Here is a 19,682-nt window from a genome sequence, read left to right as displayed (position 1 = left end):
CGATGACTACCAGCGCCGCCCCGACCGAATCCGTGCCCGCCGGCATCGGATCCCGGTACCGCCGCAGTCACTGGATGAACCAGATCGCCGGCCACGCCCGCATGAAACCCGACGCCACCGCCTTCCGGTTCATGGGAGACACCGTGACCTGGCGCCAGGTGCATGAACGGTCGACGGCGTTTGCCGCCGCCCTGCAGCGGCGCGGCGTGCAGTTCGGGGACCGGGTGCTGCTGCTGACCCTGAACCGGCCGGAAACGGCGGAGGCCGTGTTCGGGATCAACCAGCTGGGGGCCATGGCGGTGCCGGTCAACGTCCGGCTCTCGCCGCCGGAGCTGGCCTACATCTTCGACGATGCCGACGCCGATGTCCTGGTGGTCGAATCGGTCCTGCTTCCACTGGCGGCGGCCGTCGCGGCCATCACGTCGCGCATCACACGGATGATCGTCGTCGGCGGGCCGGCGGGGGACGGCGCCGAGGCCTTCGACGACCTCGTCGGGGAAGACCCGGAGGGCTATGAACCGCCGGATGTTCCCGAGGACACCACGGCGCTGATCATGTACACCTCGGGCACCACCGGCCGGCCCAAGGGCGCCATGCTGGACCACCTGAACCTGCAGGCCCAGTCGCTGACCTGCATCCGGTCCAACGCCGTGTTCACGGAGGACGACGTCGCGTTCCTTACGGCGCCCATGTTCCACATCGCCGGCTTCGGTTCGATCGCCCCGAACTTCCTGCTCGGCATTCCCACCGTGATCCACCCGCTGGGTGCCTTCAACCCCGCGGCCATCATCGACGCCTGGGAGCAGGAGCGCGCCACCGTCGTCTTCAACGTGCCCACGCAGTGGCAGATGATCTGCGCCCAGCCGGGGCTGAAGGACCGGGACCTGGCCCTGCGGGTCGTCAGCTGGGGCGCCGCACCGGCGTCGGACAGTGTCCTGCAGGCCATGGAGGAGTCCTTTCCGAATGCGATGAACGTGGCGGTGTTCGGGCAGACCGAGATGTCACCGATCACCTGCGTGCTGCGGGGAACCGATTCCCGCCGCAAGCTGGGCTCCGTGGGGCAGCCCATTCCCACCATGCAGTACCGGATCGTGGATCCGGCGATGAACGATGTGGCGACCGGCGAGGTCGGAGAGATCGTCTACCGCGGCCCCAACATGATGAGCGGCTACTGGCGCAAGCCCGCGGAAACGGCGGAGGCCTTCGCGGGCGGCTGGTTCCACTCCGGTGACCTGGTGCGCCAGGACGCGGACGGCTTCATCTGGGTGGTGGACCGGGTCAAGGACATGATCATCTCCGGCGGGGAGAACATCTACTGCATGGAGATCGAAAACGCGCTCTTCGCGCATCCCGCCGTGCAGGAGGCCGCGGTCTACGGCCGGCCCAACGAGAAGTGGGGCGAGGTCCCGGTTGCGGCGGTGGTGCTCGCGCCCGGGGCGTCGCTGACGGCCGACGAGCTGTCCGCCTGGCTCGACGGCCGGCTGGCGCGGTTCAAGCACCCGAAGGACCTGGTGTTCGTGGATGAGCTGCCGCGCAATGCCGGCGGCAAGGTCGTCAAGAACCAGCTGCGCAGCGTTCCCGCCGCCCCGGATTCGCTCCGGCAGCCGGCGGGGTAGGCCCCGGAACGCGCGGAAGCCTGCGGCAGCCGTGCCGGTGCACGGTGCCGCAGGCTTCGGCGCGGGTTCGGTCAGTCCTCGGGATCGGCCCAGATCCGCGGGTCGCCGGATTCCCACTGCGGGTCGGCGAAGGTCCATTCGCCGTCCTGCTCGGAGTACGGCTGGACGGCGCCGATGCAGACGCCGGCGGAGTGTTCAGTGACCACGTGGATGCCGTCGGTCTGCTCCTCGGGCAGGTGCACGTCGGAGAAGACCGCGACGGCGCGGTACTGGTCGCGCTGCTCCAGCAGGACGGTGTAGAGGTCCCCGATCATGGCGTCGGCGTCGAGCTCCTCGTCGCTCTCCTCGGGGGAGACCGCGATCATCCGCAGCTCGCCGTCCTCCTTCTGCACGGCCAGGGCCGCCGGCAGGAACGCACCCACCGCCTCCAGCTGCTCCTGGGCTACCCCCAGGGCGGTGCCCACCAGGGCGTTGAGGTCCTCCTGGACCTGGTCGTCTTCCACCTCGCCGTTCAGCTCGGGATCGGCCATTCTCAGCTCCTTACCAGTTTGAGGACACGGTCGCGGACCTGCTCCATGGTGGGCAGGTCCTCCGCCTCCGCGTTCAGCCGCAGGAACGGCTCCGTGTTGGAGGGGCGCAGGTTGAACCACCACTTTCCGTCATCGGAAGTGAAAGTCAACCCGTCGGTGGCGTCGATGCTCACGCCCTCACGTTCAAATTCGCCGCGTACCCGGGCCACCGCCGCGGGAACGTCCTCCACCACCGAGTTGATCTCCCCGGAGGCGAAGTACGGCTCGTATTCGCGGGCCAGGTCCGAAAGCGCCCGGGGCTGCTCGCCCAGGGCGGCCAGCACGTGCATGGCCGCCAGCATGCCGGTGTCGGCGTTGTAGAAGTCGCGGAAGTAGTAGTGGGCCGAGTGCTCCCCGCCGAAGATCGCCTGCTCGCTGGCCATGACGGCCTTGATGAAGGAGTGGCCCACGCGGGTGCTCACGGCCCTGCCGCCCTCACGCGCGACCAGCTCGGGCACGGCGCGGGAGGTGATGCAGTTGTGGATGACCACCGGGGTCTGCTCGCCGGCGGCCCGCGCCCGGCCGATCTCGCGGCGGGCCACCAGGGCGGTGATCGCCGAGGGGCTGACCGGCTCGCCCTTTTCGTCGATGACGAAGCAGCGGTCGGCGTCGCCGTCGAAGGCCAGCCCGATGTCCGCGCCGTGGGCGACGACGGCAGCCTGCAGGTCCCGCAGGTTTTCCGGCTCGAGCGGGTTGGCCGGATGGTTGGGGAAGGAACCGTCAAGTTCGAAGTACAGCGGCACGATGTCCAGCGGCAGCGCGGGCAGGATGGTGTCGCCCAGGACGGCGGGGGTGGTCATCCCGGCCATGCCGTTGCCGGCGTCTACCACGACCATCAGCGGCCGGATCCCGGACAGGTCGACCAGGCTGCGCAGATAGCCGGCGTAGTCGGCCAGGATGTCCCGGACGCTGATCGTGCCGCGGACGGCGGCGGCGGGGATGCTGCCCTCGGCCAGGTAGTGCTCGGCACGGGCCTGGATGTCCTTGAGCCCGGAATCGGCGGAGATCGGCACGGCACCGGCGCGCGCCATCTTGATGCCGTTGTACTGGGCCGGGTTGTGGCTGGCGGTGAAGGTCACGCCGGGCATGTCCAGCACGCCGCAGGCGTAGTACAGCTCATCGGTGGAGATCAGGTCCAGGAGCAGGACGTTCGCGCCGCGGGCGGTGGCGCCGTCGGCGAAATCCTTGATGAACTCCGGGGAGGAGGGGCGCATGTCCCCGCCCACCAGGACGGTCTGTCCCTGAAGGCCCAGCACGTCCACGAAGGCCGCGCCGACGGCCCGGACGCTGTCCGGGGTGATGGTCTCGCCCACCACGCCGCGCACGTCGTAGGCCTTGAAGGATGCCGAGAGGTCGATTGCACTGTTCACCTGATGCAGTCTATAGGCCCGGTTCCGTGCCACGCCCGGCGCGCCCGCCGGCCCGCCGCCCCGGGGCACGCCTGCGGCAGCCGTCCACAGCCGGACCTGGACCGGGACGAAACTGTCAGGCGGGGCTGGAATAGTGGATGGCATGGACACCGCCGAGGACACTGCAGGAAACGAACACGCCGGAGCCGATCCCGCCGCTCCTAACCCGGCCGCGGCCGGCCCGCAGCTGCGTGCGGAGGCCGTCACCCGGCTGCGGGCGCTGGTCGGCAACGACTCCGCCGACTTCCACCCCGGCCAGTACGAGGCCATCGAGGCACTGGTCCAGGGCGGCCGGCGGGCGCTGGTGGTGCAGCGCACGGGCTGGGGCAAGTCCGCCGTCTACTTCGTGGCCAGCCTGCTGCTGCGGGCCCGCGGGGCGGGCCCCACCCTGATCGTCTCCCCGCTGCTGGCCCTGATGCGGGATCAGGTGGCCGCCGCCGAACGGGCCGGGGTGCGGGCGGCGGCGATCAACTCCGCCAACCAGCTCGAATGGCAGGACATCTCCGCCCGCCTGGCAGCCGACGACGTCGACGTCCTCCTCGTCTCCCCGGAGCGGCTGAACAACCCGTCCTTCCGTGAGCAGCACCTGCCCGAGCTGATCGCCCGGTCCGGGCTGCTGGTGATCGATGAGGCGCACTGCATCTCCGACTGGGGCCACGACTTCCGTCCGGACTACCGGCGGATCCGCAGCCTGATCGAGCAGCTGCCCGCCACGGTGCCGGTGCTGGCCACCACCGCCACGGCCAACTCCCGCGTGGTGGCGGACGTGGAGGAGCAGCTGGCCGCCGGCGGCGAAGACGTCTACACCATCCGCGGCGCCCTGGCCCGGGATTCGCTGCGGCTCGGTGTACTCCGGCTGCCCAACCCGCGGGCGCGGCTGGCCTGGCTGCTTACCCACCTCGGGGACCTTCCGGGCAGCGGCATCATCTACACGCTCACCGTCTCCGCCGCCGAAGACACCGCCCGGCTGCTGCAGAAGGCCGGGCATCGGGTGCTGTCCTACACCGGCCGCACCGACCCCGCCGAGCGGGAGGCCGCAGAAGCGGCCCTGAAGGCCAACGAGGTCAAGGCGCTGGTGGCCACCAGCGCCCTGGGCATGGGCTTCGACAAGCCGGACCTGGGCTTCGTGGTGCACCTGGGGGCGCCGTCGTCGCCGGTGGCCTACTACCAGCAGGTCGGCCGCGCCGGCCGCGGCACCCCGAACGCCGACGTCCTGCTGCTGCCCGGAGCCGAGGACAAGGACATCTGGGAGTACTTCGCCACCGCGTCCATGCCCGCCGAACAGCCCGCCAACGCGGTCCTGGCGGAGCTGGCCGGCGGGGCGGTCCTGTCCACCGCCGCTCTGGAGACCCGGGTCGACCTGAAGCGCTCGCCGCTGGAGCTGCTGCTGAAGGTGCTCGCCGTGGACGGTGCGGTGGAGAAGGTGGGCGGCGGCTGGCAGGCCACCGGGCGTCCCTGGCACTACGACCGGGAACGTTATGAGCGGATCTCCGCGGCCCGGGTCCGCGAGCAGCAGGCCATGCTGGACTACGAAACCACCGCCGGCTGCCGGATGGAGTTCCTCTCCCGCCAGCTCGATGATCCGGCGGCGGCGCCGTGCGGGCGCTGCGACAACTGCGCCGGCGCCTGGTTCTCCGACGCCGTGGCCGACGACGCCCGGCAGGATGCCGCGCAGGCGCTCGAGAAGGTGGGGGTGGAGATCGACCCTCGCGGCATGTATCCCACCGGCATGGACCGGCTGGGCATTCCGGCCAAGGGCAAGATCAAGCCCGACGCCGTGGTGCAGCCCGGCCGCGCCCTGGCCCGGCTCACCGACCTCGGCTGGGGCGGCCGGCTCAGGGAGCTGTTCGCCCCGGGCGCCCCGGACACCGAAGTGGACCGGGCCCTGGTGCAGGGCTGCGTCCAGGTACTGGCGCAGTGGGGCTGGGCCGAGCGCCCCGTCGCGGTCGTGAGCATCCCGTCCCGGTCCCGGCCGGCCCTGGTCGGCTCGCTGGCCCGGGGCATCTCGGAGCTCGGCCGGCTGCCTTACCTCGGGGAGCTGCAGGCTGTGAACGGCGGGCCGCAGGGCTCCTCCGGGGGCAACAGCGCCTTCCGGCTGGCCGCGGTGTGGGAGCGGTTCGCGGTGCCGGCGGGCGGCGCGGAATGGTTCGCCGCCAACCCGGGGCCGGTGCTGCTCGTGGACGACTTCGCAGACAGCCGATGGACCCTTACCGAAGCCGGGCGGGTGCTGCGGCAGGCCGGAGCCTCCGCGGTGCTGCCGTTTGTCCTGGCGCTGAAAGCCTAGGCAGTCGGCTGCCCCCGGCCCCGCCGGCCAGGACAGGCCGGGCTACCGGCCGCGGTAGATCGGGGCCCGCCGCCCGGCAAAGGCCTCGGCAGCCTCCGCGAAGTCGGCGCTGGGCAGGAAGGCGCTGTTCCACACCTGTACGTAGTCCAGTCCGGCCTGCACCTGGGGGCCGACCCGCTGGTTCAACACCTGCTTGACGCCCTGCACCACCAGCGGCGGATTGGCGGCCACCGACGCGGCGAGCTCCCGGCCCCGGGAGAGGACATCCTCGGCCGTTTCGGTGATCAGGCCGAGGGTGAGCGCCCGGGCGGCGTCGAAATCCTCCCCGGTGAGGGCCAGGTGGCGGGTTGGCCCCTCGCCGATGATGTCCGGCAGCCGCTGGAGTGACCCCAGGTCGGCCACGATGGCCACTTTGACCTCCCTGATGCTGAATTTCGCCGCCGGGGAGGCGATGCGGATGTCTGCGGCGGCGATGACATCCACCCCGCCGCCAATGCACCAGCCGTCCACGGCGGCGATCACCGGCTTGGCGCACCGGGCCACCGAGGTGACGGCGTCCTGCAGGGCGGCGATCCGCCGCCGGAACTCCTCGCGCTGCCGGGCGTCCGGCGGGCCGGAACGCAGGGCAGGCGCAAAGACCGGAGCCATCGCGGCCAGGTCGAGCCCGTAGCTGAAGTTGCCGCCGGAACCGTGGACCAGCACCGCGCGGACGTCCTCGTCGGCGCTGATCCGGTCGAAGACCAGCGGCAGCTCGGCCCAGAAGTCCGGCCCCATGGCGTTGCCCGGTCCGGGACCCAGCAGCTGCACCTCGGCCACGCCCGCGGCCACGGACACCCGCAGGGCACGCAGTGCTTCCCCGTCCTCCCGGCGAAGGCAGGCACCGGGCCCGACGGCGGGACCCTGATCGGCGGGCAGCGGCGGCGGCAGAGAGGACATGGAGAGCTCCAGGGTCGTTCCGCGCCGACGAGGCGGCAGCGGGAAGCGGGCAGACGGCGGACCGGCGGCCCGCACGGTGGAACGTCCGGCGGTGGCCGGATGTGGGACAGCTTACCCACGGCCCGGCCTGGACCGGACCGCCTCGGGCGGGGAGCGCGCCGCCGGGAGGCGGAGCCGGGCCGCCGTAACCAAACTGTGGCGGGACAATCGCCTCCGGAAGGGCCGGACGGGCGCCTGCGGCCGCCAACCGCTACTAGGATCGAAGTATGGAGTTTGTCGTGATCGTCCTGTTCGTTGCTGCGATCCTGCTTGTGAATTTCCTGATGGATCGGGCGCGGAAGAAGCGGCACGAGAGCCCGGCCGCCGACCCGCGGCCCGAGGCGGGCGCCCAGGCCGCAGGGCAGGTCCAGAAGCCGAAGCTCCCGGCCGGCGCGTCGGCGCAGACAGCCCGTGAAGCCGCCCGGCTGCTGGAGCCCGAGCAGCACCGGCAGGTATACGCCGCCATCGCCCAGGGACAGGCTGTCAAGGCCGTCAAGCTCTACGCCCAGTTCACTGGCTCCGGGCTGCGTGCCGCCAGCGTGGCGGTCACCAGCCTGGCTGCCCATCCGCAGCCGCAGCCGCAGAACCGGGCGGACCAGCCGCCGGCGTCCTCGCCGGACAGCGCCGCCCGTGCAGGGACCGGCGCGGCTGCCCCGCCTGCCGGCGCCGATGTTCCCGCTGCAGAGCCCGCCTCGGCTGACCGCCCGGCACCGGAGCCGCCCCGTCCGGGCGCAACAGGCGAGCCGGACGCCGGGCGCGGAGCGGATCCAGCCAAGCCGCACCCGGATGCCCCGCTTCCGGACGACGCCGAGATCAGCCGATGGGCGCAGAACCTGCGGCCTGAAGACTTTTAGCCCTCCCTGACTGTCAACTTCAGTGGTGGCTTAATCAACCCGGGCAGGGTACCGTCGCCCTATTAGGCGCTGCCGCGAACGGCAGCCACCACTTGGATAACTGTGGGCCGGGCCTCAGACCGGCGTTATTTCTTATCCTGCAATCGTCAGGAACCTGTTTGACCCAAACCCCCATTTCGCCCATCCCTGCGCACGGCCCCGTCGGGCCGGGATCGGCGTATCCGTTGATCCTGCAGTGCCTCGACTACACCGTGGATCTCCGCCCGGCGGGTGAGCATGTGTCCGGCGCAGGTCATCCCGGTCCGGCTGCAGCCCTCCCTGCCGAGGTGCACCTGGAGGCGGTGGCCATGGCCGAAGCAGCCGTCGAGTCCGCGGAGTGGGAACTTGACCGGGCCCGGCATGACCGGGAGCAGGCACTGCTTGCCGCCAGGCTGGCCGGGGCGCTGGACCACGGAGACACGCTTCCCTAGGCTTTTCCCGCCCTGGCCCGGGGCCTCCGGGCCGGCTGGCCGAGGTGAACTCATCTGCGACGCAGCCTCCGGCCGCTTTGCCGGGCACGCAGCCGCTTAAACATGAAGGAAGGCCCCCGGTTTCCCGGGGGCCTTCCTTTGTCTGGCGGAGACGGGGGGATTTGAACCCCCGGCGGGCTTTAGGCCCGCACTTCATTAGCAGTGAAGCCCATTCGGCCGCTCTGGCACGTCTCCAGTTGCCGCCGGCGCAAGTTGCCAGCCTGTCCAGCCTACCCGCAGATCGGGCTGAAGGCCAAAACGTCGCTACCGGGCTCCCGCCAGGCCTCCCGTGAGGGCTTCCCACAGGAATTCGTAGGACATGGCATGCATCCGGGCCGCCTGCCGGTTGTCCGCCGCGCCGGCGTGGCCGCCTTCCAGCGCTTCATGGAACCACACCCTGTCCACGCCGAGGGCCTCCATGCGGGCGGCCATCTTGCGGGCCTGCACCGGCCCCACCCGGTCATCGCTGGTGGCGGTCCAGATGAGCGTCGGCGGATAGTCGGTGCCGGGCCTGAGCAGATGGTAGGGAGAGAACGTGCGGATGAACTCCCACTGTTCCGGCTCGTCCGGATCTCCGTACTCCGCGATCCACGAATACCCGGCGGAGAGCTTGGTGTAGCGGCGCATGTCCAGCAGCGGAACTCCGCAGGAGACGGCGCCGAACAGGTGCGGGTAGGTGGTCAGCATATTGCCGACCAGCAGGCCGCCGTTGCTGCGTCCGGTGCAGCCCAGATGCTCCCTGGACGTCACCTTCCGGCGGATCAGGTCCTCGGCCACGGCGGCGAAGTCCTCGTAGGCGCGGTGCCGGTTGGCCTGCAGCGCTGCCCGGTGCCAGTCCGGCCCGTATTCGCCGCCGCCGCGAATATTCGCCAGGACATACACGCCGCGGCGTTCGAGGCCGTCGCGCCCGGTCGTGCGGCGTTCGAGCCAGCCGCGGCCCACCACGCCGCTGTACGCAGGGGTCAGTGAGGCTTCGAAGCCTCCGTAACCGTTGAGCAGGGTGGGGTTGGCGCCGTCGAGCACCAGGCTGCGCGGCGCGACCTGGAAGTAGGGCACCCGGGTTCCGTCTGCGGACTCCGCGAAGTGCTGTTCCACCGTGTAGTCGGCGGTGTCGAAGTAGGCGGGGGAAGTGCGGATGATCTCCGGCTCGGCGGCGTCGGCGCCCAGGGCCCCGCGGGAGAGGGTGGAAGGGGTGAGGAACCCGGTGCTGACCAGCCAGTAGTCGTTGCCGGCGGCCTCGTCCTCGTCGTCAACCGCGTAGGCGTCCACGCTGTGCAGCGGCGGGCAGGCCTCCAGCGTGCGGGCCCGCCACCCCGAGGCCGGGTCGATGACCTGGATGTCGCTGCTGACGTTGCGCAGCAGGTTCAGCAGCAGGAAGTCCCGGGTCCAGCTCCAGGACTGCAGGGAGGTTTCCGGATCGGGCCGGAACAGGACCTGCAGGTCACGGTCTCCGGCCAGGAAGGCCTCCAGATCCGCGGCCAGCAGTGATCCGGCGGGATGGACGGTGCCCCCGGCCTCCCAGTCGGTGCGCGGACGCATCAGCAGCCACTGCCGGTGCAGGTCGACCGTAACGTCCTCCGGCACCTCGATCCGCACCCACCCGCCGTCGCGGCGCAGGAAGCTGCGGCTGCGGTAGAAGTCGATGATGTCCACGGCGATGTCCCGCTCAAACCCGGGGGTCTGGTCCCGCGCCACGTACGCCATCATGTGATCGGCCGGGACGTCGAACTCCAGCTCGGCGCTGTCCAGCGCCTGCCCGCGGCGCAGCAGCCGCGCGGTGCGCGGATACGACGAGGTGGTCATGGAGCCCGGCCCGAAGTCGGTGCCCACGTGCAGGGCGTCCGGGCCCGCCCAGCTGACCTGGCTCTTGGCGGTGGGAATGTCGAAGCCGCCGGGCACGAAGCCGAGGTCCTCGACGTCGAACTCCCGGTACCGGGAGGCGTCGCCGCCGTCGGGGGAGAGGACCACCAGGGCGCGGCGGTAGGGCCCGCCGTCGGCCGGGTGCAGGAACCGGGCCCCGCCCCAGACCCATTCGGTGCCTTCGCTGCGGCTGAGTTCGTCGATGTCGAGCAGCACCTGCCACTGCGGGGAGCCGTCACGGTAGCTCTGCCAGTCGGTGCGCCGCCACAGGCCGCGGGGATGCTCGCCGTCGCGCCAGAAGTTGTAGTACCAGTCCCCGCGCTTGGCGACCATGGGAATCCGGTCACTGGAGTCGAGGACCTCGAGCAGGCGCTGCTCGGTCCGCTCGAATCCGGTGCGGGAGAGCAGCTGTTCGGTCCGCTCGTTGCGGCTGCGCACCCAGTCGAGCTGGCGGTCGCCGTGGATGTCCTCCAGCCAGAGGAATTCATCCTCGGCTGCCTGGTCTGCTGCGGGGCCGGTCGGTGTGCTCATGTGCCCATCCTAGGGGCGCCGGCGGCCGCTCCGGACGAGCCTGCGTCCGTGCCGGCGGCGGCCGACGACGCTGTGGCGGCGGATACCCTAGGAGCATGGAGAACACGCAGATCACCCGGATCGCCGTCGTCGGCGCCGGACCGCGGGGACTCTCCGTGGTGGACCGCCTGCTCTCCCGGCGCCGGGTGCTGCCCGAGGCGGCGCGGCCCGCCCTGCGGATAGTCCTGGTGGACCCTTACGACCCCGGGCCCGGCCATGTCTGGCGCACCGACCAGTCCCGGCTGTTCCTGATGAACACGCCTGCCCTGTTTCCCACCGTGGTGCCGGCCGGGCCCACCGCCGCGGAGATGCCGCCGTCGCCGGCCGGGCTGTCCTTTGACGGATGGCGGGAGCTGATGCGCTCGGCCCCGGCCCCGCAGCTCAGCGACGGAGACCGGGCGGAGCTCGCCGGGCTCACCTCCGCCGACTTCCCCAGCCGCGCCCTGTACGGCCGCTACCTGCAGTGGACCTGGCACCGGCTGCTCGACGCCGCCCGGGCCGGCGGCGTCGAACTGCGCCACGAACGGGCCGAGGCGCTGCACCTGCAGCGGCGGGGCGCCGGGTTCACCGTGGAGCTGTCCGGCGGCGCGCAGCTTGACGCCGACGCCGTCGTGCTCGCCCTGGGGCACGTGCCGGCGGACCTGAGCGCGGAGCAGGAGCGGCTGCGGGCCGCAGCGCAGCGGCACGGCCTGGACTACTTTCCGCCCGCGGTTCCGGGCGACGTCGACTTTTCCCGGCTGCCCGAGGGCGAACCGGTGCTGGTGCGCGGGCTCGGCCTGAACTTCTTCGACCTGATGGTGCAGGTCACCGAAGGCCGCGGGGGCCGTTTCCTGCCCACCGGCCACGGCCCGGGCCGTGCCCTGCGCTACGAGGCCTCCGGGCGGGAACCGCTGCTGCTGGCCGCTTCCCGCCGCGGCACGCCCTACCGGGCCAAGGCGCTGCTGGACAGCTACATCCCCCGCAGCGTCCGGCTGCGGTACCTGGCCCGGGAGGCCGCGTCGCGGCTGACCCGGCGCGGCCTGAACCCGGGTTTCGACCATGACCTCTGGCCGCTGCTGCACCGGGATGCGGTCTGGGCCTACTACGGCACGCTGGCCCGGGTCCGGCCCGGGGTCCTGCGCGGCGGTGCTTCGGACTTCCTCACCGAGCTGCAGGCCGCGCTGGATGTTCCCGGCCCCGCCTGGGACGCCGCCAAGGAGGACGTGCTCGGGCGGTATGTACCGGACGCCCACCGCACCAACCTCGAGGCCCTCGCCCAGCCGCTGGGCCGCCGGCCCTACGCCGGCGCCGAGGAGCTCGACGCCGCGGTGCTGGCGTATCTCGAGGACGACGCCGCGGGCTCGGCCGCCGGGGAGGACGACCCGCTGAAGATGGCGATCGGCGCGTTCAACGCCGGCCGCAGCGTCCTGAAGGAAGTGGTGGCCGACGGCGGCCTGGCCGAGGAATCCTGGCTCGCCGAGCTGCGTGGCTGGTTCGAGCCGCTGGTCGAAGGCCTGGCCAGCGGGCCCCCGCCGCAGCGGATCGAGCAGCTGGCCGCGCTGACCCGCGCCGGGCTGGTGCACTTCGTCGGCCCGGACCCGCGGTTCGACGTCGACGAGGCCGCCGGGCTGTTCACCGCGGCGTCGCCCTGGGTCGGCACCCGGCACACCGCCCGTGTGCTGCTGGAGGCGATGATGCCGCCCAACCGGGTCGAGCGCACCGGCAGCCCGCTGCTCGGCTCGCTGCTGCGGGACGGGCTGGCCCGGCCCAAGGTGATGATGTCCGCCGCCGGCACCCCGGTGCTGACCCCCGGCCTTGATGTCACGCCGCCGCCGTACCGGCCGGTGGGTGTCAGCGGCGAACCGCAGCAGAACCTGTACGTGCTGGGCCTGCAGCTGTCCTCGGTGCAGTGGGGTACCGCGATCGCCGCGGAGGCCGGGGCGCCGGCCGCCGCCGGCTCACGCACCCTGCGCGACGCCGACGACATCGCCGCCGCGCTGCTGGCCGGTGCCGATGGCGGACAGGCGCAGCAGGAAGCCGACGCCGCCGGCCGACACGGGTCCGCGTCGCTGACCGTTTCCTGACGGGCGGGGCCGCCTGGTCCGAACGTACGACGGCGGCCCGCTCCCTTCGGGGGAACGGGCCGCCGTCGTCATGTGCTGCCGGTGTGGTGCCGGTGGCTAGATCGGGTACTGGCGCGGAGTGCGCTGGATGGTGATGGTGTGGTCGGTGGTGAATTCCTCCAGCGCCCACTCGCCGTTGAAGCGGCCGAGCCCGGAGTTCTTCTCTCCGCCGAACGCGATGTGCGACTCGTCCTGGACGGTGATGTCGTTGACGTGGGTCATGCCGGCGCGCATGCGCTTGGCGAACTCGACGCCGCGGTCCAGGTCGGAGGTGAACACGGCGCTGGAGAGGCCGAGATCGGTGTCGTTGGCCAGGGCCAGGGCGTGCTCGGCGTCGTCGGCGCGCTGGATGCCGGCGATCGGGCCGAAGATCTCCTCCCGGGCCAGCTCCATGTCGTTGGTGACATCGGCGAACACGTACGGGGAGAGGACCTGTCCGTCCACGGAGCCCTCGACGACCAGCCGGGCGCCTTCCTCCTGCGCGAGGCGGATCTTCTCCTGCAGGCCTTCGAGCTGGCCGGCGTTGATGATCGGGCCCACCACGTTCTGCGGGTCGGTCGGGTCGCCGGCCTTGATGCCGCGCACATGGGCGGCGAACTTCTCGACGAACTCGTCGTAGACCGGGGCCTCGACGATGATCCGGTTGATCGCCATGCAGATCTGGCCCTGGTGCAGGAACTTGCCCATCGCCGCGGCCCGGACGGCCTGGTCGACGTCCGCATCGGCGAGCACCACGAACGGGCCGTTGCCGCCCAGTTCCAGCGCCACGTGCTTGAGCGTGGCGCCGCTGGCAGCCAGGGCACCGACGTTCTTGCCCACCGGAGTGGAGCCGGTGAAGGAGATCAGCTTCGGCACCGGGTGCTCCACGAATGCGTCGCCGATCTCCGAACCGGAGCCGACGACGACGCTCAGCACGCCGGCGGGCAGGCCGGCCTCCTCGAACACCTTGGCCAGGATCAGCCCGCCGGTCACGGGGGTGTCGCTGGCCGGCTTCAGGACGACGGCGTTGCCGAGGGCCAGCGCCGGCGCCACCGAGCGCTCGGAAAGGTGCAGCGGGAAGTTCCAGGGGCTGATGACCCCGACGACGCCGAGCGGGCCGCGGTACACGCGGGCTTCCTTGCCGGGCACGTCGGAGTCGAGGATGCGGCCGCTGACGCGGTGCGGGAAGGTGGCCGACTCGCGGGTGATCGCGATGGCGGAGTCCACCTCGATGTTCGACTTCAGCACCGTGGAACCGGACTCGGCGGCCAGCCAGGCGATGATCTCGTCCCGGCGCTCGTCGAGGATTTCGGCGGCGCGCTCGATGACCTTGCGGCGGGCGGCGGGGGGCTGCGCCGCCCACTGCTTCTGCGCTTCGGCGGCGGCGGTGTACGCCTCGTGGAGGTCCTCGCGGGAGGCCTGGCGCATGGTGAGCAGGTCCTGCCCGGTGAAGGGGTTGGTGTCGGTGAGGACCTTCTCCGAGCGGCCTTCACGCCACTGTCCGCCGATGAACTGCTCAGCGGGAATCCAGCCGGTCTCTGCCGGGTTGGTCGATGCGACCTGGGTTGTCATGAGCCATCTCCTTGTGGGGTTGGGTAACGGCCTGTGGTCGTGTCAACCCGCGGGGCGGGCGCGGCATTCCCACTGAACTCATCCCCCCGGTGAGCAGGGAGGCGGGGTGCGCCTCCAGGCCTGGTATCTATTCTGCCAGTGCGGATGCGACGCGGATCATGCCGGCCAGTTCCGGTGCATGGGTCGCAGGCCACCAGTGGCCGGCGTCGACCGCCGTGAAGCGGGCCAGCGGCGCGAAGTCCATGACGCCCTGGTTCAGCCGGGGCGACAGGAACGGATCCCGCAGCGGAACCACCACGTGCACCGGAACCTGGACGGGCGCGTCCCGCACGGCATCTGTGGGAGCGCCGGCCATGTTCGCCCGGTACAGGGCCAGCCCGCGCTGCGGGTTGCGGCGGACCGGCCGCCCGGAAAACCGCTCGTACAGCCGCGCCCCGAGAGCCGAAAAGAGCAGTTCAGGCAGCCCCGGGATCTGGAAACCGGCGACGTAGGAGCTGCGCAGGGCCTGCTGGAGGGCGTCGGGCCAGCCCCTGGGTGTCCGCAGCCGCTGCGCAAACCAGCGCCGGAAGTGCAGCAGGTCCGGGCCGGAGATGCTGGTGTAGTCCAGCAACCGGCCGGGTGCGCGCGGGTCCCGGGCGGCGGCCCAGCCCTGGATGGAGCCCCAGTCGTGGCCGACCAGGTGCACCGGACCGGCGGCCGCGGCGTCCAGGACGGCGTAGAGGTCCTCCACGAGCAGCGGCAGCCGGAACGCTGCCAGTTCCGTCCCGGTGGTCCGGGAGTCTCCGGCGTTGCGCGTGTCGTAGCTGATGACGTGGTGGTCGGCGGCCAGTTCGTGGATCACCGGGCCCCACATGGTGTGGTCGTCCGGATAGCCGTGCACCAGGAGCACCTCCGGTACGTCCGGGCCCGGGTCGGGACCGTATTCGAAGACGGCCAGGTCGGCCCCAGGGCCGGCGACGCGCCGTCGTCGTTCGCTGGGATGCAGGGGAACCTCTTGAGGCAGGGACGCGGGATCAGTCATGGCGGGCCTTTCTTCCGATGAGGCGGGGGAAGCCGGCCGCGGGCAGCAGCCGCCGGGCGGTTCCGGTGAGATAGTCGCGCAGCTGGGCGGTGTCCGGCAGCAGCGCGCGCTTGTTGACGGGCACCGCCCGCAGCGTGTTCTCCCGCGGCAGGGCCGACGCCGGTGCGTGCGGCAGCGGTGTCTCCTGCCGGACCTGGTGGGGCGCTGCGGCGGAGGGGCGGACGTCGAAGTCGAAGATCGCCGTCGGGATGTAGACGGTGGCGCAGGCGTTGGGGAAGTCCACCACCCCGGAGAGCCGCCCCTCGACCGGTGCCGCGCCCAGCAGCAGATAGGCCTGCTCGGGGGAGTAACCGAAGCTGGTCAGGTAGTCGATGGCGTGCAGGCAGGCCTGCTGGTAGGCCAGCCGGGCATCGAGGTACTTCTGCCGGCCGTGCCCGGTGACGGAGATGCCGGAGAAGGAGATCCACTCCTCGTAGCGCGGCTCCGGATCCCCGGGCAGGAAGGCGGGGGAGTCCTCGAGGTGGTAGGTGCGCATTCCGGACGGAATGACGTCGACGTGCAGGTCGATCCAGCCGCCCATCTCGATCGCCCCGCAGAGGGTGACCTCGCCGTCGCCCTGGCAGTAGTGCAGGTCGCCGACCGAGAGCATGCCCCCGTCCACGTACACCGGATAGAAGATGCGGGTGCCGCGGGTGAGGTTCTTGATGTCCTGGTTGCCGCCGTTCTCCCTGGGCGGCGCGGTCTGGGCGGCGGTGACGGAGACCGCTGCGGCTCGCTCGCGCGGCGTCCCGCCGAGCAGCGCGCCTTCGGCCAGCGGGGGCAGCGCCAGCGGCGGCACCCGCAGCGGGTTCCGGGCGGTGAGCGCGGCCTCCCGCCGGTTCCAGCGGCGCAGCAGCTGCTCCGAGGGGGCGGTGCCCATCACACCGGGATGGATCTTCGACTGCAGCCGCACCTCGGGAATGTGGCGGGAAACGGCCGCTCCGTCCCGGAAGTCCCAGACGGCCTTGTAGGCGTCGGGGAACCGCTCGGTCAGCAGCCCGCCGCCGTTGGTGCGGGGAAAGATGCCGGTGTAGCCCCAGCCCTCGCCCGCCAGGCGGCCCGGCGCGCCTTCCGAGATCGGGCCGACGTCGACAATGTCAACCACCAGCAGGTCCCCGGGTTTGGCGCCGGCGACTTCGAAGGGGCCGCTGAGCTGGTGCCCGGTGTGGAACGGTGCGGTGAGCACATCGTCGGCGGAGTCGTCGTTGCGGATGTGCCCGTCGAACCACTCCCGGCAGTCGACCCGGAACGTTTCGCCGGGCCGGACGGTGGCCACCGGGGGAATGCCTGGATGCCACCGGTTGTGGCCGGGCCGGTCCTGGTCCCGGAACGGTTTGGAGTTGTCGAGGGGAAACAGGGTCTCGGGCATCGGCTGCTCCTGATGCTGGCTCGCTGGCTGCTGTCGATGGTCGGCGGGCAGGCGCCGGGACGGGTGTCCCGGAGGGACGCCGGCGGTGGGGGGCCGCAGCGCCGTACCTGAATTATCAGTGTGCTTACCATATCCCGAAGCGGCGTGCCCGGGACAGGCGGCCGGCCCGGGCACGCCGGTGCTAAGCTCGGGCCCTGAGTTCAGAAGGCAGCTCACCGGTCCCCCTGGGAGGCCCCGCCATGCCTGCTTATCCACCGTTTTCGGACTCCCCGATCCGTACCTTCGGCGTCGAGGAGGAACTGCTCCTTGTCGACGCCCGCAGCTATGAGCCGGTCCCCGTGGCTCAGGAGGCGGTGCACGCCGCCGTTGCCGGTCCCGGGGCAGAGGGCTTCGATCTGACGCTGGAAGTGCAGCAGGAACAGATCGAAATTGCCGGCCCGCCGCAGATCAGCCTGGCCGCACAGCTGGACTCCATCCGCAGGGGCCGTGCGCTCGCCGATGCCGCCGCCGCCCTGGTGGGTGCCCGGACCGTGGCGGTAGCCACGGCCCCCGGGATCCTGCGCCCGCACCTGGTTCCGCACCAGCGCTATCGTCGGATGCAGGAGCGTTTCGGCCTGCTGCTTCAGGAACAGCTGACCTGCGGGTTCCATGTGCATGTGGGGATCAGCTCGCAGGATGAGGGCATCGCGGCACTCGACCGGATCCGCCATTGGCTGCCGGTGCTGCTGGCGCTCAGCGGCAACTCCCCGTTCTGGAACGGCCGCGACTCCGGCTACAGCAGCTACCGCTACCAGGCCTGGAGCCGCTGGCCGACTGCGGGCCCGCCGCCGCTGTTCGGCTCACCCGCGGCTTACGACCGGCACGTCGAGCTGCTCATGGCCTCTGCCGTGCCGCTGGACAAGGGCATGATGTACTTCGATGCGCGCCTGTCCCGGCACGTGCCCACGCTGGAGGTGCGGATAGCCGACGTGTGCATGGACGCCGGGCATGCGGCAGGCATTGCCGGGCTGGTCCGCGGGCTGGTGGAAACAGCCATCCGGGCCTGGCGCTCCGGCTCCGATCCGCTGGCCGTCAGCGCGGCCGAACTGCAGATCTGGTCCTGGCAGGCGAGCCGCGCCGGCGTCGGCGGGCAGCTGATCAGCCCTTCCACCGGGCGCCCGGCGCCGGCGGGCGACGTGGTGGCGCAGCTGCTGGACGAAGTCCGGCCCGTGCTGGCTGAATGGGCGGAGGACACCGCCGTTGAAGCGATTGTGGCCGGGATCCTGCGAGACGGCACCGGCGCAGTGCGGCAGCTGGCCGCCCACGGCCGGCGGGAGGACCCCGCCGACGTGCTCGAGGATGCCGTCCGCGCCACACACGAGATCGATCCGGCGCCCCTCCAGCCGGGTGCGGCATAGGGGCGCACGACGGCGGAGCCTGAAAGGGGCACCGAGCCGCGGCGCGGCGGCAAGCTGTTGTGTGTGTGTGCATACCCGGCCCGCGCACCGTGGACCACGGACGATCCGGGCCCTACCCTGCTGACTGAGTCGACACCTGCGAAAGGGGAAGCCACATGCGCCTGGCCAAGACAATTCTCTACGTCGAGGACGCGGAGCAGTCGGTGCGGTTCATGGAACGCGCCTTCGGACTCACCACCCGGGTGGCCATGGGCGCCGACTACGGCGAACTGCAAACCGGGGACACAGCGCTCGCCTTTGCCTCGTACAGCACGGGGGAGAGGCATCTGCCCGAAGGCCTTGCAGCAGGAGCCTCCGCCGCAATGTCCTGCGAGGTGGCGCTGACGGTGGACGACGTGCCGGCGGCCTTCCGGCAGGCGGTCGCCGCCGGGGCGACACCGCTGCAGGAACCGGAGGAGATGCCCTGGGGGCAGGTGGTCTCCCACCTGCGCTGCCCGGACGGCACCTTCGTGGACTTGAGCAGCCCGGCGGCTTCCTAAGGCGGGACGGTCAGCCTGCCAGGGAGTACGACAGCTCCACGCCTCCCGGTCCGCCGTCGGCACCCATGAAGGTGACCTGGCGGAGCCGGCCGGGGTCGATGTCCTCGCGCGCTTCCACCGCCTCGAGCAGGGCGGCCAGGGCCGGGTGCGGCCCGGCCGGGTCCTCGGCGCCGCCGGCAGCGGCATCCACGCCCGCGGGAGGCCAACGCAGGAACAGCTCATCGCGGTCGGGAAGCGTGCCGGGAGCGAGGAGGGCCCCGATACCGGCCAGCTCCGACCCGCCCGCCCAGTTCCTGCCCTCCGGTTCCCGGGCCACGGGCCAGCAGCAGGTGAGGAACCGGTCGGCGCCCGGCCGGCCGGCCCGGCCCGGCCCGCCGAACGAGAGCCAGAAGGGGCCGGTGGGCGGGTTGTCCTCGGCGTCAAGCCGCTCCCACAGTTCGGTGAGCACGCCGCCGACCGCCTCGTCCAGGATGTCGGGGTCCTCGTCCGATTCCGGAACGCGGAGGACGGCGGCGGCGTAGGGCTGCGCGGCGGCACGGCGCTGTTCCACCGGCAGCGGCGTCGTGAGGCGTTCATACAGGGTCCGGGCTGCTGCAGCTGCCGCGTCCTGGCTGCGCCGCTCGGCCTGGATGTCCGCCAGCCGGGCGCGCGAGAAGCCCGGTGAAGGCCTCACGTACGTCGTTGCCGGCAAGTTCGCCCAGCGGAACGCCGACGTCGCGCAGCGCCTTCAGCAGCAGCCCTTCGCGCAGCTGGGCGGCGGCATAGCGGCGGTAGCCGGACTGCGGGTCCACCTCGGCCGGCTTCAGGATGCCGCGTTCGTCGTAGAGGTGAAGTGCCTTGACGGTGAGGCCGGTGGCCTGGGCGAACTCTCCCACACCCATCATCTGTCTGTTCCTCCTGCTGGTTCCGCCGGCATGGCTGCCGCTGATGTCGATACTGCGGCCTCCCCCTGCGGGAGGGTCAAACGACGCCCTTAACCTGACGGTGCCGCCGGAAGCAGGGCTTCCGGCGGCACCGT

At 71.6% G+C, this 19,682-nt stretch carries 16 protein-coding genes and 1 tRNA gene; 7 read left to right on the top strand and 10 right to left on the bottom strand.

The genetic code is table 11. The annotated features are described in order from the left end of the window. Nucleotides 1-2 precede the first annotated feature (2 nt). The gene (locus AC5RUW_RS13365; RefSeq protein WP_494161145.1) at nt 3-1,616 is read left to right on the top strand and encodes a long-chain-fatty-acid--CoA ligase; all 1,614 of its coding nucleotides are present in this window, start codon (nt 3-5) and stop codon (nt 1,614-1,616) included. 71 nt (nt 1,617-1,687) lie between these two features. Here AC5RUW_RS13365 and AC5RUW_RS13360 read toward each other — a convergent pair whose 3' ends face one another. Together AC5RUW_RS13360 and AC5RUW_RS13355 are read right to left on the bottom strand one after the other, a co-directional pair. Beyond that, nucleotides 1,688-2,146 carry a hypothetical protein gene (locus AC5RUW_RS13360; RefSeq protein WP_494008273.1) on the bottom strand — a complete coding sequence of 153 codons (459 nt, stop codon included), beginning with the start codon at nt 2,144-2,146 and terminating at the stop codon, nt 1,688-1,690. A 2-nt stretch (nt 2,147-2,148) separates the two neighbouring features. Beyond that, nucleotides 2,149-3,555, bottom strand: a complete 1,407-nt coding sequence (locus AC5RUW_RS13355) for a phosphomannomutase/phosphoglucomutase (protein WP_494161144.1) — start codon at nt 3,553-3,555, stop codon at nt 2,149-2,151. Nucleotides 3,556-3,697: 142 nt separating this feature from the next. On the opposite strand from AC5RUW_RS13355, the gene AC5RUW_RS13350 reads away from it, so the two are divergent. Further along, complete coding sequence (locus tag AC5RUW_RS13350; RefSeq protein WP_494008275.1) at nt 3,698-5,878, top strand: RecQ family ATP-dependent DNA helicase; 2,181 nt, start codon at nt 3,698-3,700, stop codon at nt 5,876-5,878. A gap of 42 nt (nt 5,879-5,920) precedes the next feature. Here AC5RUW_RS13350 and AC5RUW_RS13345 read toward each other — a convergent pair whose 3' ends face one another. After that, complete coding sequence (locus AC5RUW_RS13345) at nt 5,921-6,814, bottom strand: crotonase/enoyl-CoA hydratase family protein (RefSeq protein ID WP_494008276.1); 894 nt, start codon at nt 6,812-6,814, stop codon at nt 5,921-5,923. Nucleotides 6,815-7,080: 266 nt separating this feature from the next. Here AC5RUW_RS13345 and AC5RUW_RS13340 point away from each other — a divergent pair, with 266 nt between their 5' ends. Beyond that, the gene (locus AC5RUW_RS13340; RefSeq protein ID WP_494008277.1) at nt 7,081-7,707 is read left to right on the top strand and encodes a hypothetical protein; all 627 of its coding nucleotides are present in this window, start codon (nt 7,081-7,083) and stop codon (nt 7,705-7,707) included. 158 nt (nt 7,708-7,865) lie between these two features. After that, a complete protein-coding gene (locus AC5RUW_RS13335) occupies nt 7,866-8,177 on the top strand; it encodes a hypothetical protein (RefSeq protein WP_494008278.1) in 312 nt (103 codons plus the stop codon). A gap of 143 nt (nt 8,178-8,320) precedes the next feature. Here AC5RUW_RS13335 and AC5RUW_RS13330 read toward each other — a convergent pair. Both AC5RUW_RS13330 and AC5RUW_RS13325 read right to left on the bottom strand, forming a co-directional pair. Continuing rightward, nucleotides 8,321-8,411: transfer RNA gene (locus tag AC5RUW_RS13330), tRNA-Ser, on the bottom strand. A 69-nt stretch (nt 8,412-8,480) separates the two neighbouring features. Continuing rightward, nucleotides 8,481-10,607 (bottom strand): prolyl oligopeptidase family serine peptidase, encoded by a 2,127-nt coding sequence (locus AC5RUW_RS13325; RefSeq protein WP_494161143.1) that lies wholly within the window; start codon nt 10,605-10,607, stop codon nt 8,481-8,483. Between the two features lie 95 nt (nt 10,608-10,702). Here AC5RUW_RS13325 and AC5RUW_RS13320 point away from each other — a divergent pair, with 95 nt between their 5' ends. Beyond that, nucleotides 10,703-12,709: an FAD/NAD(P)-binding protein gene (locus AC5RUW_RS13320; RefSeq protein WP_494161142.1), complete on the top strand. Its 2,007-nt coding sequence runs from the start codon at nt 10,703-10,705 to the stop codon at nt 12,707-12,709. Nucleotides 12,710-12,805: 96 nt separating this feature from the next. Here AC5RUW_RS13320 and AC5RUW_RS13315 read toward each other — a convergent pair whose 3' ends face one another. From AC5RUW_RS13315 to fmdA, 3 genes are all read right to left on the bottom strand, one after another. Continuing rightward, complete coding sequence (locus tag AC5RUW_RS13315; protein ID WP_494161141.1) at nt 12,806-14,299, bottom strand: aldehyde dehydrogenase family protein; 1,494 nt, start codon at nt 14,297-14,299, stop codon at nt 12,806-12,808. A gap of 127 nt (nt 14,300-14,426) precedes the next feature. Further along, nucleotides 14,427-15,320 carry an alpha/beta fold hydrolase gene (locus tag AC5RUW_RS13310; RefSeq protein ID WP_494161140.1) on the bottom strand — a complete coding sequence of 298 codons (894 nt, stop codon included), beginning with the start codon at nt 15,318-15,320 and terminating at the stop codon, nt 14,427-14,429. Continuing rightward, nucleotides 15,313-16,728, bottom strand: a complete 1,416-nt coding sequence (gene fmdA / locus AC5RUW_RS13305) for a formamidase (RefSeq protein ID WP_494161139.1) — start codon at nt 16,726-16,728, stop codon at nt 15,313-15,315. Before fmdA ends, AC5RUW_RS13310 begins: the two co-directional genes overlap by 8 nt. 239 nt (nt 16,729-16,967) lie before the next feature. On the opposite strand from fmdA, the gene AC5RUW_RS13300 reads away from it, so the two are divergent. After that, complete coding sequence (locus AC5RUW_RS13300) at nt 16,968-18,125, top strand: glutamate--cysteine ligase (RefSeq protein WP_494161138.1); 1,158 nt, start codon at nt 16,968-16,970, stop codon at nt 18,123-18,125. A 155-nt stretch (nt 18,126-18,280) separates the two neighbouring features. Next, complete coding sequence (locus tag AC5RUW_RS13295; RefSeq protein ID WP_494161137.1) at nt 18,281-18,664, top strand: VOC family protein; 384 nt, start codon at nt 18,281-18,283, stop codon at nt 18,662-18,664. A gap of 10 nt (nt 18,665-18,674) precedes the next feature. On the opposite strand, the gene AC5RUW_RS13290 is transcribed toward AC5RUW_RS13295, so the two are convergent. Both AC5RUW_RS13290 and AC5RUW_RS13285 read right to left on the bottom strand, forming a co-directional pair. Beyond that, complete coding sequence (locus AC5RUW_RS13290) at nt 18,675-19,337, bottom strand: hypothetical protein (RefSeq protein WP_494161136.1); 663 nt, start codon at nt 19,335-19,337, stop codon at nt 18,675-18,677. Beyond that, complete coding sequence (locus AC5RUW_RS13285) at nt 19,237-19,548, bottom strand: MerR family DNA-binding transcriptional regulator (protein WP_494161135.1); 312 nt, start codon at nt 19,546-19,548, stop codon at nt 19,237-19,239. Before AC5RUW_RS13285 ends, AC5RUW_RS13290 begins: the two co-directional genes overlap by 101 nt. Nucleotides 19,549-19,682: the final 134 nt, after the last annotated feature.

It is taken from the genome of Arthrobacter sp. Y3222053 (assembly GCF_059092805.1).
The sequence above is the reverse complement of the archived record's forward strand: the minus strand, read 5'-3'. Positions and strand labels throughout refer to the sequence as shown.

Bases quoted from the DNA above. Each gene is read 5' to 3' on its own strand.
- AC5RUW_RS13285 (WP_494161135.1), bottom strand. From the start codon at position 19,548: ATGATGGGTGTGGGAGAGTTCGCCCAGGCCACCGGCCTCACCGTCAAG.
- AC5RUW_RS13365 (WP_494161145.1), top strand. From the start codon at position 3: ATGACTACCAGCGCCGCCCCGACCGAATCCGTGCCCGCCGGCATCGGA.
- AC5RUW_RS13340 (WP_494008277.1), top strand. From the start codon at position 7,081: ATGGAGTTTGTCGTGATCGTCCTGTTCGTTGCTGCGATCCTGCTTGTG.
- AC5RUW_RS13315 (WP_494161141.1), bottom strand. From the start codon at position 14,299: ATGACAACCCAGGTCGCATCGACCAACCCGGCAGAGACCGGCTGGATT.
- AC5RUW_RS13320 (WP_494161142.1), top strand. From the start codon at position 10,703: ATGGAGAACACGCAGATCACCCGGATCGCCGTCGTCGGCGCCGGACCG.
- AC5RUW_RS13360 (WP_494008273.1), bottom strand. From the start codon at position 2,146: ATGGCCGATCCCGAGCTGAACGGCGAGGTGGAAGACGACCAGGTCCAG.
- AC5RUW_RS13350 (WP_494008275.1), top strand. From the start codon at position 3,698: ATGGACACCGCCGAGGACACTGCAGGAAACGAACACGCCGGAGCCGAT.
- AC5RUW_RS13325 (WP_494161143.1), bottom strand. From the start codon at position 10,607: ATGAGCACACCGACCGGCCCCGCAGCAGACCAGGCAGCCGAGGATGAA.
- AC5RUW_RS13310 (WP_494161140.1), bottom strand. From the start codon at position 15,320: ATGACTGATCCCGCGTCCCTGCCTCAAGAGGTTCCCCTGCATCCCAGC.
- AC5RUW_RS13295 (WP_494161137.1), top strand. From the start codon at position 18,281: ATGCGCCTGGCCAAGACAATTCTCTACGTCGAGGACGCGGAGCAGTCG.
- AC5RUW_RS13345 (WP_494008276.1), bottom strand. From the start codon at position 6,814: ATGTCCTCTCTGCCGCCGCCGCTGCCCGCCGATCAGGGTCCCGCCGTC.
- AC5RUW_RS13300 (WP_494161138.1), top strand. From the start codon at position 16,968: ATGCCTGCTTATCCACCGTTTTCGGACTCCCCGATCCGTACCTTCGGC.
- fmdA (WP_494161139.1), bottom strand. From the start codon at position 16,728: ATGCCCGAGACCCTGTTTCCCCTCGACAACTCCAAACCGTTCCGGGAC.